This is a genomic window from Veillonella parvula (assembly GCF_042850485.1).
Classification (GTDB): Bacteria; Bacillota; Negativicutes; order Veillonellales; family Veillonellaceae; genus Veillonella; species Veillonella parvula_Q.
The window spans coordinates 2,069,900-2,087,793 of sequence record NZ_AP031417.1; the positions used below are offsets into that span (position 1 = coordinate 2,069,900).

Genomic DNA, 17,894 nt, shown 5'->3' on the forward strand with positions numbered 1-17,894 from the left:
ATCTATTATGCATTCTGCCCTATCTTGCTAAGTAGCTATTAACTAAACAACTATTATTCTATATTTCTATTGTTCTATAGCCTCTACTACTTCACCAATGTACATATAATGTGGTTCCCAACGATCATGCCCAGCTTGTGTATATACAGCAGGATTAGATGCGTAATAATCTTTTATCCTTTCAGCCAAATGGGCTTCATCGAATTGGTGTTCATATAGCTTTTTACATACAAAAGTTAACTCTGCTTCTTTGAAAGTTACCCCATCACCTGCCACAACTGGTGTTAGGCCAGAATTTGCCACCTTATTTTCGTCGCGGCCAGAATGAGAACCTAAATAACCAAGAGCCTTGTGATAGCTTTCAGGGAAGAAACTAACTGTAAAAGTATCATATTTAGCCATAAACTCTTGAGTGTAACGCGCTGGATGGATGTACACCGTCACAGTGGATATATCGCCACCATTAGGGCCCCATATGTTGCCCATACTGCCCCAACTAACCGTACATGTATTAAAATCATCAAGCATTCCAGCCGTAACAAGAGCCCAACGATTCTCAAACATGGTAAAAGCTTTATAATCCTTTGTTTCAAATGCTTTCATAAGAACCTCCAGTTTATCTCAATTTGACGATATAAATCTTTACCCCTATAATATAGGTAGATAGTCAGACGAGTAGTTGCGTCAGGCTCATCTCTAATAACATATAAACATGTAGAAATGGCCTTTTCGTTTTATCTAATTTCCGAAGAAACGAAGGGCTATTTTGCTATTTCTAGACAAATAAGCGCCACAAGTGCTCCAAAGGATATCATGACTGATAAAATCCCAAGGATAACCATAATGATTTTATACCCACTCATAAGCACCCCTCCCTTCAAAAACGAAGAGAGGCCCAACCTCGTCTAACTATCCTAAGTCTATTATAGAGCAAACTAATATACGATACAATAAAGACCATATTATATAAATATATGCATAAACTAATAAAAGCCGAGCTAATTCTATGAATTAAAAGCTGGCGGTAATCGCTTACACCATAAAAACTTTAAAACTACATTTCTTATTGAGTTAATATATTAATCCATTCCATATACCACGGTATAAATACTGGGCTCTCTTCAAGTTTCTCCTTATAAGACCCTTCTTCTCGCCATTGTGGCTCTTTTCGTAATCTTGCCGCATCATCAAAGCCCACATATTCGATCATATCTCTCAGTTGTTTATGTGTATAAGATGTTTTACTTTCATCATAATTAATACGATAACTGTAAACGTATACAGAATCTCTCACAACATGACGAAGATAGGATTCACTATTAGGCTTATAGGAATCAACTAAAGAGCCTGCAATCCCATTGTTCCATACTACTGCATACTGTGTAGGTGTGTCTAAATCATTATATTTATGTAAAAAATATAATGTTGGGATCTTAATAATCGTTACATCTGGCTTTTCTTTCTTGATTAAGCTACGTATTACCCGCATTTTAAATCCTGTATCCTCATAGGTTCTTACATCATATGTCTCGTCTTCCACAGTTTCACTGATGAGCTTAGCCGTTTTAGGAATACGATAGTTAAAATTACCCCAATGCTCAACATTAGTATAAGCATCTAATCCAGATAATGATTCGATAGATGGAATAATATAATTACTCATCACCACTTCAGGCGCTTTATCTTGATATGGATCCTCTGTATTTACCCAACCGCCATAGGTAATGCCATAAGATGTATTTGTATCATTTGGTGTAAATTCCGCATACATTACATGGGCATTATTTGACATGAGCTTCCAAGATGTGTTCCGTAATCCTGGATACATATATTTTCCTTTACTTTCAGAATATTTATTAAGCTCTTTAGCATGCGGTGGACCGACAACTAAAAACGCACTAAGGCTTCGAACAGCAAACAAGGGCCCTTGTTTTCCGGATGGAGACTCTACAACATCACCCCGTAAGCTAACATTTGGTACGGATAATCTGATATTCTTATCCCCTTCATGAAGCAACACAACTGTAGACTGCGAATAATCTGCAAGCTCCGAAGCCTTAACAAAACCAGACCGTTCTCGATATAACTTATCCAGTTTCGATGCCGGATTTACAGACTTCGATTCTACAAATTGAATATATGACTCTACCTCTTGCTCCGCCACCTTATTAATATGACGATAATTCTCATACGCATTAGCAGGAATGCTTGCATCGGCCCTAGGCACAGGTGGTTGCCCTTTTGGCACTTCAATCTGTACAGCGCATACATTCATAGTGAAAGCAGTCGCTAGTGCTATCATGATTATACTTTTACGTAACATAGTACCCTCTCTCAATTTTTATAAAATAAATAAGCACAACCTTGTTAACATAAGTATACTATGCAGATAAGGCTGTACCTATGATTAATAATTTTATAATTTAGTATATAGGATTTACCTATATTGATATTTATAAGGTTTATCTCAATTTGACGATATAAATCTTTATCCCTATAATATAGGTAGATAGTCAGACGAGTAGTGCCGTCAGGCTCATCTCTAAATCAGTAAAACATTAGGAAATGGCCTTTCAGTTATCTAGTTACACTAGGCAACGGAGGGCTATTTGCTTCTTGTAAGGCAAATAAGTGCTATTAAAGCCCCAAAAGCAATAACAATAGCCATTACTTGTAACAGGAGCATGATTATTTCATAATCGCTCATAGACTTATCCCTCCCTTCAAAAACGAAGAGAGTCCCAACCTCGTCTAACTATCCTAAATCTATTATAGAGCGAACTAATATACGATACAATAAGCATCATATTATATAAATATATAAATTAACAAATAAAGCCGAGCTACTAAAACAAGGTAGCTCGGCTTTTTATGTCGTTTCACAAATTTATAATCTACTAAATTCTAATTACATTACTCTCAAACCAACTCTTTAAAGAAGGATCTAATTTGCTCGTTTTAGAGGTTTACAGAATCACACTACTCTCAAACCCTCTGCTAGTTTTGCATAATCCCAATCGCATTTTAGAGGTTTACAGAATTACACTACTCTCAAACGCGTTAGGTAAAGGGTGTCTAATTATTTCAGTTTTAGAGGTTTACAGAATTACACTACTCTCAAACATAGAAATTCCGCATGTAATCGGCGGGAATGTTTTAGAGGTTTACAGAATTACACTACTCTCAAACGGTAAGGAACAAGCCGATATGGTGTTTACTGTTTTAGAGGTTTACAGAATTACACTACTCTCAAACCCACAGTTGCAGCCTTCACAATCATCTAAGGTTTTAGAGGTTTACAGAATTACACTACTCTCAAACGAGGCTATCGATCTAAATAAAAACGAATTCGTTTTAGAGGTTTACAGAATTACACTACTCTCAAACAGATACATTAAATAAGATAAGTATTGTACAGTTTTAGAGGTTTACAGAATTACACTACTCTCAAACTGTATCATACATAGCCTTATATGATGCTTGGTTTTAGAGGTTTACAGAATTACACTACTCTCAAACTACAAAACTCTTGAATTGATTTAGCACAGCGTTTTAGAGGTTTACAGAATTACACTACTCTCAAACGACTTTGTGGTTAAATGTCCACATGACTATGTTTTAGAGGTTTACAGAATTACACTACTCTCAAACTAAATCATAAGCGAATACTGGGTTAGCAGAGTTTTAGAGGTTTACAGAATTACACTACTCTCAAACAATTTGATTTTGCTCTGCTCCATCGGAGGTGTTTTAGAGGTTTACAGAATTACACTACTCTCAAACCTGCGGATGCCTTGATGGCGTCACGCATACGTTTTAGAGGTTTACAGAATTACACTACTCTCAAACCATTGCGTTAGCTTGTTCTACTCAATTATTGTTTTAGAGGTTTACAGAATTACACTACTCTCAAACAGAATAAATATATTGGCTATTTGGATATTCGTTTTAGAGGTTTACAGAATTACACTACTCTCAAACTACAATTACTGCGTCCCTCATAAAATGTGGGTTTTAGAGGTTTACAGAATTACACTACTCTCAAACCTCGTATGTTGCTGCAGTCGAGTATTTGCCGTTTTAGAGGTTTACAGAATTACACTACTCTCAAACCCCAAATTAAATTTGAGGCTCAAGAATAACTCGAGCTACCACTAGGTGTAATTCTGTATCCTCTTCAAATAACACAGAAATCATTATCTAAAATATACCCATTTATAAGGCTTTTATCAAGTTTTTCTTTGTTAAGAGATCCAGTTGTTAGACAAACCAGTCGTAATTGCCGACTTAGCATATTTTGATAAAATGCATTAAGTTCATCGTCATTTAAAACTAGATCTAAATTCACCATAATATACAGCATAGGAGATAATAATGTATCCACCACTTCTATATAGGACATTAAATCCATAACATCTCCTTTACGATTAAACTCAAAATTAAAACTCCCTAATTTAATAAGTTCAGCAGTTCCAATTTCAAGTTTATGTTGGATTGATAAAGGATATCCAAATTCTAAAGAATAGTAAAAGGCATGAAGTCGATTTACAATATCCGCTACCTCTTCAGTCATCAATAAAGCGTCTTTAGATAGTTGGTTTTGTAATTTAGTTAATAAAGTTTTACTATTTACATCTACATATAATGGATTAAGTATCATATGGCTATACTTATCTATACTAAAAGCTTTATTATTATCGTTTAAGATCCAAGGCCCTTCACCACCATCACACTGTATATCGAGCTCTGTAACCATATGTCGAAAAGCTTTACAATCTTCAAAAGATATAACGGTTACCTTATCATGAAATATCTCAAAGTCCAATATAGAATCTTGATACATTAATTTCATATCACGAGCACCCTCTCTGTTGAATCTATAACTTCACTTTGCTTATCTCCAACTACAATTTCCATTCTTGAAAACTGCTTTTCTGTTACAGTTAACATAAATAAGCTACCGCTAGGTGGCTTATTTTTACGCACATGTTCCATAATAAGATTAGCGCTAGTTGTATTAAGAACTAACTTTGAATATACAGACTCTTGTAACATCAGAAAGCCAGATACAATTAAGTACTTTCTAAAATTCCTATATTCTTTTCGATCTTCCGAAGTTAACGTCGGTAAGTCGAACATTACTAGTATTCTCATAAATCTATAGCTCATATTCTATAAACCTAATCTGATTAGCATTTTGAGTACACAATGCATCAAACACACTTTTACAATAAATACGAATCGCTGCACTAAATGTTCGAACGGTATCATTAATCTTTACATCTTCAGATAGCAATTCTATAAGAGCAAGCTTCACATTACGGTCAAATTCTGTAGGTCTTAACTTGATAACTACTGCATCAACAAATCCACGCAATGGTTCCATTAAATCAGATCCTAAATTATACGGATTAAATTGATTACAGTGATTTAACCCTAATTGTGTAATATATCCTAAAGATAAAATCTCTCGATTTACTGCAGAAAGCAATATCGCATATCCATAATTAAGGGCTGCATTAATAGGATTATCTTGTTCTCGAGAAAATGATTTTCCAAACAAAGCATTAAAATATACCTTTGCAGCATGACCTTCACGTTGCGTTTCATCGTTTAAAGTCAACTCATCCAGATATTGATATAGTAAATCTGCCTCAGCTAAATTCTGATGCTGTAATAAGTCTGCTTGATTCATAATTTTATGCCGTACAATTTCAGTCCAAATATAAGCCTGTACATCTTTAGACCAATTAGCTTGCTCCCGACAACGTTTACTACTATTATGACTACCATGTAATGGAAGAACCTCACTCGCTGGATTTCGTTTCTCATCACAAAATACAATAGCCACCTTCTTTTTAATCAACTCATTTAAGAGTACGGCGGTGAGGCTCACCGCCGTAGATTCAATAATCAACATATAGATTTCATCAATATATACTTTAGTCGTTTCAAAGTCCTTACGAATAATCATGTAATTCATTTTAAAATCTAACTTAGAACGACTACCTATGACTACCGTACGCCAACTCATAATAACCCCTAATACTAACTCCCACGCTTTAAACTATAGTTATTTCATTAGAATATAGACCAGTAATAGATTCATTTACAATTTTAAATTCATCTAATGACGAAATCTTAAAATTAACAACTTTACGAGATGCGCTAACATTTATAGTACTTAAAGATAGTTTTTTATTCATATTAGTAAAAATATTAAGCAGCTCAGCTAATGCCTTACATCGTTCTTCTAAAGAAAGTTTTATAAATTGTTTTCTTCCTATATTATTAACATCTGTTAACTTATTACCTCTCATCTTCAAATAAATAAGCTCGTTAAACTTAGATACCAAATAATCGAATAATTTTTGCGTATACTCTAAGGTTATATTTTCAACCTGATTATTTATTGGATTTCTAGATTTGACCGATGACGCTTTAAGCGCAATATTTTTATTTTCTGATATTATAGCTGTAAATTTCTCAACCAATTTTATATAAAACTGAATCTCTAAAGGAACTATAAGTTGAATTGCGTTATCAATACAAAAACGATCATTTGATCGGCCACCTAAATAATAGTTAAATCCATCAATTTTTAATAACTGATCATTATATACTTTTTTATAAATTATTCGTAGATTATTAGCCTTTGGTAAAACCGTTTTTATATATTCTAAAAGAGCTTGCTTCGTTAAAGTCTTAGTAGCTATAAATATAGGTATTGGTATAAATGCCTTGATACTGTTATTCTTTTTATCACTATACTCAATAATCGTATAGTATGCATTCTTTATATCTGAATAGCCTCCATATTTCATATTCTGTGACATAATTGGATCATTAGCTTTTATTGGTAAATATATATCAGCCTTAACTTTACTCGCCTTAGTCAAATTAATATCAGACAATTGTCCCTTTTGTTCATAAACACGCTTCGTCACTCGAACATCGTTGCTGTCCATCATTTTCTTAACAGTATCCATGCTTGTTTTTACATCCCAAGCTTTTCCATCTTTAGCATTTGTGCAATTTACATCATAATTGAACATCTTCGCTAAGTTATATGTACGATTAGCTCCATTCTTTTTAAAGAATGCACGGAAGTTACGTGTAAATCTTTCATGATATACATTACCAACAACAATATTTAAATAAGCATCTTTAGCATGATGGTGATGATTCAATGAGCGAACTTTGATAAAGTCATTATCACGACGGAAGTCTGTTACATTTTCAGCCTTTACAAAGACTACATCAACACCTGGGTAAAGACGACGCAGTAATGTTGTGGCTGCCTTAACTGATTGATTAGTTTCAACTAATTGACGAGCAATAAAACCACTTAAATCATCAGCTGTAAGCGGTGTAATGCGAGTAAGGCGCTCATATTTCCGTTCACTAATAAGACCTTGTTGCTTCAAGAATATCCAGAATGCCTTTTGTGCCTTTTGAATTTCTTTACTAATTGGATATGTATCTGATTTCTGAGCATTTGCAGTTCGTTTACATAACACTAAGTTATCAAAACTATCATCCTTGGTAAGGCTACGAGGATAAATATGATCAATATCATAGTTATCTGTATTTAACTGACTTAAATCTATAACTTCACCAGTATAAGCACAGCGTCCCATTTGAGTGTAGTATAAATAAAGCTTTTTACTTCTTAAAGCCGCATCATCATATTTAGCTAGTCCTGATTTTAGCCCTCCAAACTCTTCGTTCGTAAGTCCACTTAATAATGCATCATCTTTTTTTATTGCTGCATATAAATCTGATAATCGTTTTTGGCGAGAATCTTTTTTCTTTTTCTCCGCTTTATTTGACCGTGTTACTTCTACAAAGATACGAGCCGGTAAAGTTTTTTTAATATGTACAATTTCATCAACGATGCGCAATGCCTGCCATACCGCACGTTTAACAGCAGGTGAAAGCGCTAAATCATCGATAATATCATGAGGGTTCACGATTTGACCTTCTGTTAATTTAGCATTTATTTCTTGAATACGTTCCATAAAGGAAAATTTATCGCCTAATAGTTCCATCAAGTTATAGCTGAAATTACGCATCAATATAATAATAGTTTCAGGTGTACCATCACCAGCTTTATCACATCCCTCGATACCATTTAGTAATTTCTTAGAAAGACGTCCCCAATCTCGATATCTTAATTTCAACAATTTTTTGATAGCTTCATCATCAAGGCACGAAGCGAATTTTTTACGCAACGTTTCACGTAACATTTTTTTACTTTCACCAAAGATAGTAATATCCGTAATAATCTCTTCGGCCATAGACAAATCAAAATTATTACCAAGAATACGAACCATATCACGATAAGAGGCTAAATCATTTTTAATTTCTCCATCAAGACCTGTAATCTCAAGTTTATGCTTCTCAGAGATATAATTATTATCCTTTAAGAATTGCTCTATACGATTTTTAGTCATCTTCTTATGGTCTTGCTTAAATACGGCCTTAATAAGATGCGCTTTTACCTTTGTCTCTAATGGTTTCCCATCAATACGCACATTATTTAGCTCGTTAAGCAACATGAACTCACTATATAAAAGAGATGATTTAGGCAACACATCTTCACCTAACAAATAAGTACATTTATTCGTAAGGTTTTTAATAAAAGCAGCTGCTGATTTTTCCCGATCAATTTTATCATCAAAATTCCACGGAGTTACTCGTCCAGATGCTTTCCGAACCGCCCAAGCAAAACCACCGTTATCTACATTATGATGAGTATTTAAAGGCCCTACGTAATACGGAATGCGAAACTCAAGCATTTTAATAAGTTTCTCTGCTACAGAAAAACCATCCGTCACTTCATTTAAAAATGGGAATTTAGGACCACATTTAGTAAGGATTGCTTTGAGTTCTTCTAAATGTAATTGATAAGGAATAACACCATTGTCTTTAATTCGTTGTAATGGTAATAATGTTTGTAGCTCAATTTGACTAAGAATATATTCTTTATCCTTAGAATCAGATAGTCCTTCTACTATTTTCTTAGTGTATTTATAAAAATCTTCACGGTTACAACTAGTTTCCTCAGTACGGCCTTGTTTAATATAATGCACATAGTTGTGTAGACCTTTTTCATCAGCCTTAAACATCGTATTATAAATACTTTTATCAGCCTTTAATAAAGATTTCAATATAGCTAAATCATCTTTATGCTTGTTGAAAGCTTTTACCTTAGATTCAGAAATAGTAAGGCCAGGTTCTTTAATAGACATAAGGATAATAGCATCATATACAGATTTACAATCATCAATAATATGAATCTCGTCCCCCCAAACTTTAGCTAGGTCATCACGTCTCTCATCATATGTATCCCCTATAATTTGTAACTTTTTAAGATCTTCATCTAAATCCTCTACAGAGCCGAATAAGTCAGTAAGGCTCGCAGATAAACCTAACACCAAATTAGCAAATGATTTAAGTCTTTTTTTATCCTCCTTGACCTGTTCTTTTTGAGTTTTACCAGAAGTATCCACTTTATCAGTAATTATATATGTATCAACAAGACGTTCTATGGCCTTTGCTTTGTCAGATTTTGTTTTACCTAGCTCCATAAGGATTTGACCGATAGAACCAATTGCAGCACTAGAATCAAAACAATTGAACGTAATATTTTCTAAGGCTTGTTTAAGCACATCATCAAGCGTTGAAGCATTTGAATCAAATGAAGCCCCTTCATAAAGAAAATTACCACGGTATTTTAAAATATGATGTACTGCCAAGAATAACTTACGAATATCATCAGTACCATCTTTCATTAACTCTTCACGCAAATGATAAATAGTAGGATACGCTTTATAATAATCTTGATCAGTATAGTTTTTATCGATAAACAAAATATGTTTAGAACTATGACCGGTCGTTTTATCCTCATAGTGGTACTTACTTTCACGAAGGCGCATAAAGAATGTAGGATCCACCTGTGCCATAGCATCAGCAAACAATTCTTCTAATAGTTTTAAGCGTAATTTACGACGTTCTAAACGACGACGCATAGACCGGAATCCACGGCGTGCCACAGCGGATTCTCCCTCATCAAACAAACGACTCCCCCACATTTTATGAGAACGAAATTTCAGCAACTCATATGACTTATTGGTTACTGCCCAGCCCACTGAGCTTGTACCAATATCTAACCCCACAAAATAATCTTTAATCGGATATCCTTTCAAATGACTTGAAATAAGTTGGTTCGATGCTTGCGTTTCCATAAGTCTTCTCCTTTGGAAATTAATAATTGACATTCATCAAATGCTTAACTATACTATAATTAATCCAACTAGTTTTGGAGGTTTACAGAATTACATTACGAGTTCAAATACAAATTTATTTACAATGCCTTCGGGCCGCCCGACGTGGGGCACCTACTCTCAATTCTTCGGAATTGAGATTTTTTATTGCAAAAATTTCCTATTTAAATAGTATCTATAATCTATAAGTCGCCAACCCCTGTATAATTAACTTCATTTTAGCATAAAATAATAAATAAATTCATCATTTTCTCATAAAACTTATAGTTATACGGGACTTCTTTAAATCTAACTCTATGTCCATGCCCTATAATATATTAGAGTTAATATTAGTCAAAAAAAAGTGCACCTCTATGTTTAACGCATAAAGGTGCACTTTAACTATATCAATTTTAAAGATAAATCATAATTTTACTTACTTTATCTCCTTTGTGTTCAAATAGTATGCCGTTCATCATATCAGTTCTATATTGTAATAATCCATAAAACCAACGATCATCATAATCAATGTAATCTGGGCGCCCATAAACTTTTAAGACTTTTCTCATAGAGTCTCCCACAGCTATTCCTCTATAAGTTACCGCATCACGATTCGTAATCGATATATACGTAACAGTATTATCCATACCTCCCAATATAGTATTACCAAAAGTTACCCCACCATAGGATAAGCCATATCTAGTTTCCTTTGTTGGTTGACCTAGACTGGCTTTCACCTCATCAAAAGTACTGCCTAATGGAACTCCAAGCACCATAAGTTCTTTTTGTGGCAATCTCTCACCTACATACTGACCAATACTATAATGTCTATATTGCTCAGCTTTTGGCCAATCATAAGACTGCTTCGCTGCATTTGTTTCAAGGCGGTCCCAAGTTTTACTCAGCCAACTCGCATCTGCAGTATAATTAAATCCACTAACAAATTGTAAGGCTATCGTAAGCCCCATAACCATATGTTTTGCTTTCATATTTTCTCTCCTAAATGCTCTCAATAAAATAAGTACAGCCTTATTAGCATAAGTATACTATGCAAATAAGGCTGTGCCTATGATTAATAATTTTATAATTTAGTATCTAGGATTTACCTATATTGATATTTATAAGGTTTATCTCAATTTGACGATATATATCTTTATCCCTATAATATAGGTAGATAGTCAGACGAGTCGTAACGTCAGGCGCATCTCTAAAAACAGAAAATCTTGAGAAATGGCCTTTCAGTTATCGAATCATCTAAGATAACGAAGGGCTATTTGTCTTTTGTGAGACAAATAAGCGCTATTAGTGCCCCAAAAGCAATAACCACAGTTATCACCTGTAATACGAGCATGATTACTTCATAATCACTCATAGGCTTATCCCTCCCTTCGATGACGAAGAGAGGCCCAACCTCATCTGACTATCCTAACTTTATTATAAAACGAACTAATATACGATACAATAAGGAACGAATAATAGAGATATATAGATAAATAAAGAGAAAACTCCTATCGGTTAAACTAATAGGAGTTTTTCTTATTTATCTAGTTCAATATGCTTTTAAATCTAAAGATATATTATTACTAAATATATTATCACTGCAGTATGAATTTGAATCTAAGGATGAATTATTACCATAATCCGATAGCATGCCACCAAGCTCCACCGATGCCTAGCCAAATTACTATATTAACAGTTGTCATAATAAAACCTAGCTTTCATCATTCACCTTGTGTAACATCCCCAGCACCAATACGATTAATAATCTATTCCATTTCACAGTCATACTATCGACTCCTTACATAAAAGGGCCCTTAATTGGGCCCTAGTATACATAACCTTATTTATATTTTTCTAATACTCGGTCAGCAAATTGAGTTGCCAAACCAATATAATTATGAGGGTCCAACATATAGTCGATTTCTGTTTCTGTAAAGGCTTCCGTAACCTCTGGTTCAGCCATCAAGGCATCTTTCATTTGTGCTTCTTCTTCATAGGCTTTCATACATGTACGGTAAACAATGGAATGTGCTGTCATACGGCCCAAACGAGGTGCCAAATGCATCATGATACATTCGCTCATCATCAAGCCACGTAGTTTGTATAGGTTTTGCTCCATATGTTTTGGATATACAATAAGATTTTCTAGTACGTCTTTAGATTTTTCTAAAGCAGCAGCCAATAATTCACAAGCTCTTGGGATGGATTCCCATTCTGTTAATAAGCATCCCCAATCGCGTTCATTTTCACAAATCATGGCTTCTGCAATACCAGGAGCAATGGTACGTACGCTACGACAAACAGCGATAATGTTTTCTAATACTTGAGGATTACGTTTATGTGGCATAGTAGAGGAACCAACTTTACCCATGAAGAACGGTTCTTCTAACTCAAGAATTTCGGTACGTTGTAAGCTTAAAATCTCATGAGCAATGCGGCCTAATGTACCGGCACATAAAGCTAGTGTACTAGCAAACTCTGCTTGGCTATCTCGAGCAACATGCCATGAGATGGTCGGTTGACCGAGCCCCAAAATTTCCATCATGCGTTGTTGTGTTTCTAAGCCTTTTTCTGGTTGTGATGCTAATGTACCAACCGCACCAGACATTTGACCCACAAATACACGTTTTTCAATCTCTTCTAACCGTTGAATATCGCGCCCCAATTCATCGGCCCATACAGCGACTTTATAACCTAATGTAATCGGCAACGCATGAATAACATGAGTACGACCACACATAATGGTATCTTTATATTTTTTTACAAGATTGAGTACATGTTGTTGGCACACTTTCATATCTCGTAAGATAATTTGGTATGCCTCTTTCTCTTGCAAGATAAGACCTGTATCGACAATATCTTGGCTTGTGGCTCCCCAATGGACATATTCGCCTGCATTATCTGGCAGGATTTCTTTGAAAGCTTTCAACAAAGGAACAATAGTAATAGAGGATTTGTAGAACTCGCCAATCTCGTCAATATTAAGAGCCTTAGCATCAGCATACTTAACGATATCTTCAGCTTGAGTTTTAGGAATCACACCGAGCTCACCTTGCGCCTGTGCAAGAGCTGCCTCGGTATCTAACCATTTCTGTACAAGATTTAGATCGCTAAATACACGTCTCATTTCATCAGTACTAAATAATGCACCAAACACTTTACTATCGATCACTGTGCTTGCCATAATATGCGCCTCCTATTCTCCAACTACATTATCGAATTGCACACCATACACATTCATATATGCGGTTTGCCAAGAGTATACCTAATGCAAATTATGTTGCTTGAATCACTATACTTTATTATACATCTTATTATTAAATTTAATTATCAGTACTCAAAATAAATCCGTTTAAGAATACTAATCTAATGCGATTGTACATATTCATCTCAATTTGACGATATACCTTTATCTCTATCATATTAAAAGATAGTCAGACCAGTCGAAACATCAGGTGCATCTCGAAATCGAAAAAAGATTAGGAAATAGCCTTCCGTTATCTAGTTAAACTAGGCAACGGAAGGCTATTTGCTTTTTGTAAGGCAAATAAGGAATACTAAGGCTCAAAAAACAATAACAAAAGCACGCTCTCATTAGTATAAATATACTATATCCTTGAGAACGTGCCTATTTGTAACTAGGATTTCATAGGAGTAACACCTGCTCATACCTTCTTACTATATTATAGTCACAATATCTGGTTACTTTTACAATATTAAGTATTATAAATAGTGAGCGAAACCTCGTTACCACCAAAGAATATAAATTCACCATGACCAATAGAAAATGGTAATTGATATTTATCCTTTGAAAGCTCGGATGGCATTTTATTAAATTGATAGAAGTTGTAATAATCAACCATAGAAGAATCAATCCCCAATCCAGACTTATCCAAACGAGCACCTTTACCAGTAAGTGTAATCTCTGTAACCATATTATACTCGGTCCTAATTTGAAAACCTAAGTCCGTATATTTTAATATCTCACGACCATATATTTTATCAATAGAATTTGGTATACCTAGCAAGTCAATAACCTGTTGTCGAGTCATACCCAAATACACTCCATGAACAGATTCATAATGCTCTTTTGGAAATTTACTTGTTAGTTGATCTTTTTTATTCATGATCAAAGTCTTATGCTCATCAAACCCTAACCATTCTAAATGAATAGCCTTTCTACCTTGTGCCTCTTGAATAATAAAAACACCTAAACCTGGATAACCCCCTGCGAAATCAGTACCATCCACGATACGGCACCCATTAATATAACCATTTGAAATACTTAATACCTTATTACCATTGGCATCATACCAATCACCTGCAATCTTTTGGGAGACATGAATAACACTATCCAATGATGTTTGATAAGCTTCAACACTTAACATAAAAGATAAGCACAAAATACTAAAACACATACACACAAATAACTTCACTCTACATTTCATATTATTCTCCTCCCCTCTACGCTCAACCTCAGATTGACAATTCCTACAGATTATTATAACTACCAATCATTTTATTGTAACAAAATCATAGAAACCTAGTATGTTTTAATATAAGTTTAGCTAATTTATAGTTTAATAATTTATTCATACTACACAAAGAACATCAAAATCCATATACTAAGAAAACAGTTTTTAAATTTGAATCTTAGTTTCTATCCATAGTACACCGTACCTATGCGATTCAAAGGGTAATTGCTGAAAATAGATAATTACTAAAAATGACACCACATACATAATGTGGTGTCATTTTTTAGAGGAAATATACTATCATTGGGTAATAGTATTCAATCTTTAGGTAGTAGTATTCAATCTGAGATTGTCTGATTAAATCGCAATACACGCGGCTTGGACAAAGTCATTGAGCTGCGGTTTTACATGATTATAATATACATCAGCGCCATAACCGCGCACGATGTCTCCCCAGTATTTATATACATAGCGGTACCAGAAATGGAACATGCTATTCGTGAAATGGTAATCCGCGTACTTCGCATTCCCACGATTACTTGCCTGAATGCGGCCCACAAGCCCCATGGACATGAGATCGTTCAAACGGGATGTAAAGGTACCGCTTTTAATTTGGCTTTCTTGTAAAAGCTCCACGTAGTACGGTCTTTCCAAGCTAGCAAGACCCGTTAAAATAGCATTGGCACCGGTTATATTTTTCATATCTCGATGCAAAATATATTGTGTTTCTTCAAAGAGAGCTCCCGTTACTGAGAAGAACAAGTTAATAATATTCGTATCGATGCTTTCACCATTATCAAAGTATTGCACATAGGCAGGTAACCCACCGGTTACGGCAAAGACGGTGCGCAAATCATCCTTTGCATAGTGAAGACCCAAGGATTTCATATCAACCAAGGAAAATGGTTTCACCTCAAGATATTCGGACACGAAAGGCCCAATGAGGCTGCGATCGCCAATGATGCGGCCATCGAGCTGTTCCAGACCATTAGCCATCAAAATGATGTTCAAACGGCTCGTATCTTTGTAGGTATCTAATAAATCGCGCAAGTGAATGGGAAACTGAGGAACTGCTTCCACCAAGGATGGATAATCGTCAATCACCACAGTCTGAGGTGTTTTCACACTGCTTTCAAAAAGCCTCACAAAGGCCTGCTGCAAACTCTCTACAGGCTCGAATGTATCTTGAGCATTAGCAGGAACAAAACGTGCCTCAAGAGCTCTATTTATATCAGCTACATGGACGGATTCATTGGCCATGCGCCCCGCCAAATATATCGCCTTATGACGGCGTACAAGTTGCGAAGCCACATAGGATTTACCACTGCGATGAGGACCATATACAACACATAAACTCATTTGGCCCATTGCAATTCGGGACTGGATACGCTCTATAATTTCGGCACGTCCCACAAAATTCATATACTCACCTCCAACTATTTACGGAAATTATTATATCATAATTTTAAATCATTATTAAACTTTTTTTCATATAGTTAACATAGCTTTTTATTATGTTAATTTTTTTACGCATCAAATCAGAGCTTTCATGCGATACGTGTTGCCTTACCATCATAAAAGGCATTATAATTACTTTATTTTCATATACCTTTGATATCAACATATCCTATAAGGCATGGTTATATAAGTTATACATTATAAGCTATACATATTAAACTATAGATTTTAATCTATATAGTTTAATCCATATATGTTAAAAATGACGTGCTACCTAAAAGGTATAGCACGTCATTTGCATGTAAAGCATATTAAATTGTTACTGAATTTTCTTATACTAAGTTTCTTAATAGTAAATATCTAACTTGTAAATATCTAATTCGTAAATTTTTGATTACAAAATCTAATATTCCTAAATATCTTATGGATCAATTTGCGTTTGCATTTTCATCAATAAGATGCGCTTAACCGATTCGTTAAGACGCTCGGTCGTAATCGTTCCATCCGCCACCGCTTGCGTCAGCGCACGATGGACTTCATCGATATGAATCGTATCCGCATCAACAAGAATAAGATCACTGCCCGCCAAAATAGAGGCCACAGCGTAATCGCCTATCTTTTGATTGGATTGCAAAGCACCTACATCAATACGATCCGTCATAACAATACCCTTATAGCCAAGCTCCTTGCGAAGCCAACCATCAATAATCGGCTTAGAGGAACTCGCCAAGTGTTCATTATCGATAGCGGGAATCTGAATGTGGCTCATCACAAGCATATAGCTATTCGCCGTTGTCTGCGCGATAAGACGTTTAAAGACGGCTACATCATTATTGCTGAGATATGCTTTTGCCTCATTAGCTGAGCCAAAGGACGCATCCCCTAAGGTCACTGCCGGAAAGTAGTTATAAGCGGACCACATATGATTAATTTGGTAACGCTCCACCATGGCAAGGTTTATGTGACCTGCCCACGTGGGGTCAGATGTATAGGACATATTAGGTACACCAAGATTAGCATTAGGCCCAATAACCAAGTTAAAGCCCATATCCCGCATTTCAATAGCAGATCGCGTGGCCAAATTAATGATACGATCCATAGGCAATTGCCCCCATCGATTGGGCTTCGGCAACCGCAAGAAACTTTCATTCCCATGCAATATGCGATCACGATGCACCGCAATATAAGGTGTCACCATGCTAGAGGTTATCGCCGTTTGCATAATATCGCTGGTGAAAGTTTTCACTTGGTTCTTATTAATAAGATTTTCATTCGTTAGCATAACGCCACTGACACGGTATTTTCGGATCACATCCTTTTGGGATTGTCCTATCGTGCTACCATGAAGGCTGATCATCATCAGCTGCCCCACCTTATCCTCTTGAGACATGGCCGCAATCCAAGTGTCCACCTTTTCAGACACGGGTTTGTTGGACTCCAGGACGGCACGGTACGATACGGTTCGTACCGTTTCTTGTTCTGCCTGACTCTCATGTTGGCATCCAGTTGTACCAACGACAGCAACTAGTAAGGCGAGGCCACTCAGGACCCGCCGAAAAAACTGGTTCATCTCTCCTAAAAGCTCCTTAATGCTTACGCAATATTATGAATATTATGGGCTTTCTATGTTGCTCTCCCAATGCAACACCCATAAGTCCCCTCTTGATCCGTACAGTATATTTTTATATTATAC

Annotated in this window: 11 protein-coding genes and 1 CRISPR repeat array; all 11 genes read right to left on the bottom strand. The window is 35.4% G+C overall.

Annotated elements, in window-relative coordinates:
- Positions 1-66: 66 nt before the first annotated feature.
- Positions 67-603 carry a flavin reductase gene (locus tag ACGHIY_RS09500; RefSeq protein WP_390525506.1) on the bottom strand — a complete coding sequence of 179 codons (537 nt, stop codon included), beginning with the start codon at positions 601-603 and terminating at the stop codon, positions 67-69.
- Between the two features lie 460 nt (positions 604-1,063).
- Positions 1,064-2,323 carry a hypothetical protein gene (locus tag ACGHIY_RS09505; RefSeq protein WP_390525507.1) on the bottom strand — a complete coding sequence of 420 codons (1,260 nt, stop codon included), beginning with the start codon at positions 2,321-2,323 and terminating at the stop codon, positions 1,064-1,066.
- A gap of 566 nt (positions 2,324-2,889) precedes the next feature.
- Positions 2,890-4,113: a CRISPR direct-repeat array (repeat unit 36 nt; unit sequence GTTTTAGAGGTTTACAGAATTACACTACTCTCAAAC).
- A gap of 64 nt (positions 4,114-4,177) precedes the next feature.
- Positions 4,178-4,852: a type II-A CRISPR-associated protein Csn2 gene (gene csn2 / locus ACGHIY_RS09510; protein WP_288565557.1), complete on the bottom strand. Its 675-nt coding sequence runs from the start codon at positions 4,850-4,852 to the stop codon at positions 4,178-4,180.
- Positions 4,849-5,169, bottom strand: a complete 321-nt coding sequence (gene cas2 / locus ACGHIY_RS09515) for a CRISPR-associated endonuclease Cas2 (protein WP_198001854.1) — start codon at positions 5,167-5,169, stop codon at positions 4,849-4,851. Before cas2 ends, csn2 begins: the two co-directional genes overlap by 4 nt.
- On the bottom strand, positions 5,159-6,034 hold the full coding sequence (gene cas1, locus ACGHIY_RS09520; RefSeq protein ID WP_390525508.1) for a type II CRISPR-associated endonuclease Cas1: 876 nt from the start codon (positions 6,032-6,034) through the stop codon (positions 5,159-5,161). Before cas1 ends, cas2 begins: the two co-directional genes overlap by 11 nt.
- 28 nt (positions 6,035-6,062) lie before the next feature.
- On the bottom strand, positions 6,063-10,250 hold the full coding sequence (cas9, locus tag ACGHIY_RS09525) for a type II CRISPR RNA-guided endonuclease Cas9 (RefSeq protein ID WP_390525509.1): 4,188 nt from the start codon (positions 10,248-10,250) through the stop codon (positions 6,063-6,065).
- A 431-nt stretch (positions 10,251-10,681) separates the two neighbouring features.
- Positions 10,682-11,257: a TonB-dependent receptor gene (locus ACGHIY_RS09530; protein WP_390525510.1), complete on the bottom strand. Its 576-nt coding sequence runs from the start codon at positions 11,255-11,257 to the stop codon at positions 10,682-10,684.
- Between the two features lie 851 nt (positions 11,258-12,108).
- Positions 12,109-13,452, bottom strand: coding sequence for an adenylosuccinate lyase (gene purB / locus ACGHIY_RS09535; protein ID WP_390525511.1), 1,344 nt, complete (start codon positions 13,450-13,452; stop codon positions 12,109-12,111).
- A gap of 532 nt (positions 13,453-13,984) precedes the next feature.
- A complete protein-coding gene (locus tag ACGHIY_RS09540) occupies positions 13,985-14,716 on the bottom strand; it encodes a hypothetical protein (protein ID WP_390525512.1) in 732 nt (243 codons plus the stop codon).
- A gap of 384 nt (positions 14,717-15,100) precedes the next feature.
- Positions 15,101-16,165, bottom strand: coding sequence for an ATP-binding protein (locus tag ACGHIY_RS09545; RefSeq protein WP_008601927.1), 1,065 nt, complete (start codon positions 16,163-16,165; stop codon positions 15,101-15,103).
- 457 nt (positions 16,166-16,622) lie between these two features.
- Positions 16,623-17,771, bottom strand: coding sequence for a glycoside hydrolase family 3 N-terminal domain-containing protein (locus ACGHIY_RS09550; protein WP_008714589.1), 1,149 nt, complete (start codon positions 17,769-17,771; stop codon positions 16,623-16,625).
- Between the last annotated feature and the right edge of the window lie 123 nt (positions 17,772-17,894).

What these genes read in the sequence shown, in the direction of transcription:
- cas1 (WP_390525508.1), bottom strand. Translation starts at nt 6,034, where the DNA reads ATGAGTTGGCGTACGGTAGTCATAGGTAGTCGTTCTAAGTTAGATTTT.
- purB (WP_390525511.1), bottom strand. Translation starts at nt 13,452, where the DNA reads ATGGCAAGCACAGTGATCGATAGTAAAGTGTTTGGTGCATTATTTAGT.
- csn2 (WP_288565557.1), bottom strand. Translation starts at nt 4,852, where the DNA reads ATGAAATTAATGTATCAAGATTCTATATTGGACTTTGAGATATTTCAT.
- ACGHIY_RS09530 (WP_390525510.1), bottom strand. Translation starts at nt 11,257, where the DNA reads ATGAAAGCAAAACATATGGTTATGGGGCTTACGATAGCCTTACAATTT.
- cas2 (WP_198001854.1), bottom strand. Translation starts at nt 5,169, where the DNA reads ATGAGCTATAGATTTATGAGAATACTAGTAATGTTCGACTTACCGACG.
- ACGHIY_RS09550 (WP_008714589.1), bottom strand. Translation starts at nt 17,771, where the DNA reads ATGAACCAGTTTTTTCGGCGGGTCCTGAGTGGCCTCGCCTTACTAGTT.
- ACGHIY_RS09500 (WP_390525506.1), bottom strand. Translation starts at nt 603, where the DNA reads ATGAAAGCATTTGAAACAAAGGATTATAAAGCTTTTACCATGTTTGAG.
- ACGHIY_RS09540 (WP_390525512.1), bottom strand. Translation starts at nt 14,716, where the DNA reads ATGAAATGTAGAGTGAAGTTATTTGTGTGTATGTGTTTTAGTATTTTG.
- cas9 (WP_390525509.1), bottom strand. Translation starts at nt 10,250, where the DNA reads ATGGAAACGCAAGCATCGAACCAACTTATTTCAAGTCATTTGAAAGGA.
- ACGHIY_RS09545 (WP_008601927.1), bottom strand. Translation starts at nt 16,165, where the DNA reads ATGAATTTTGTGGGACGTGCCGAAATTATAGAGCGTATCCAGTCCCGA.
- ACGHIY_RS09505 (WP_390525507.1), bottom strand. Translation starts at nt 2,323, where the DNA reads ATGTTACGTAAAAGTATAATCATGATAGCACTAGCGACTGCTTTCACT.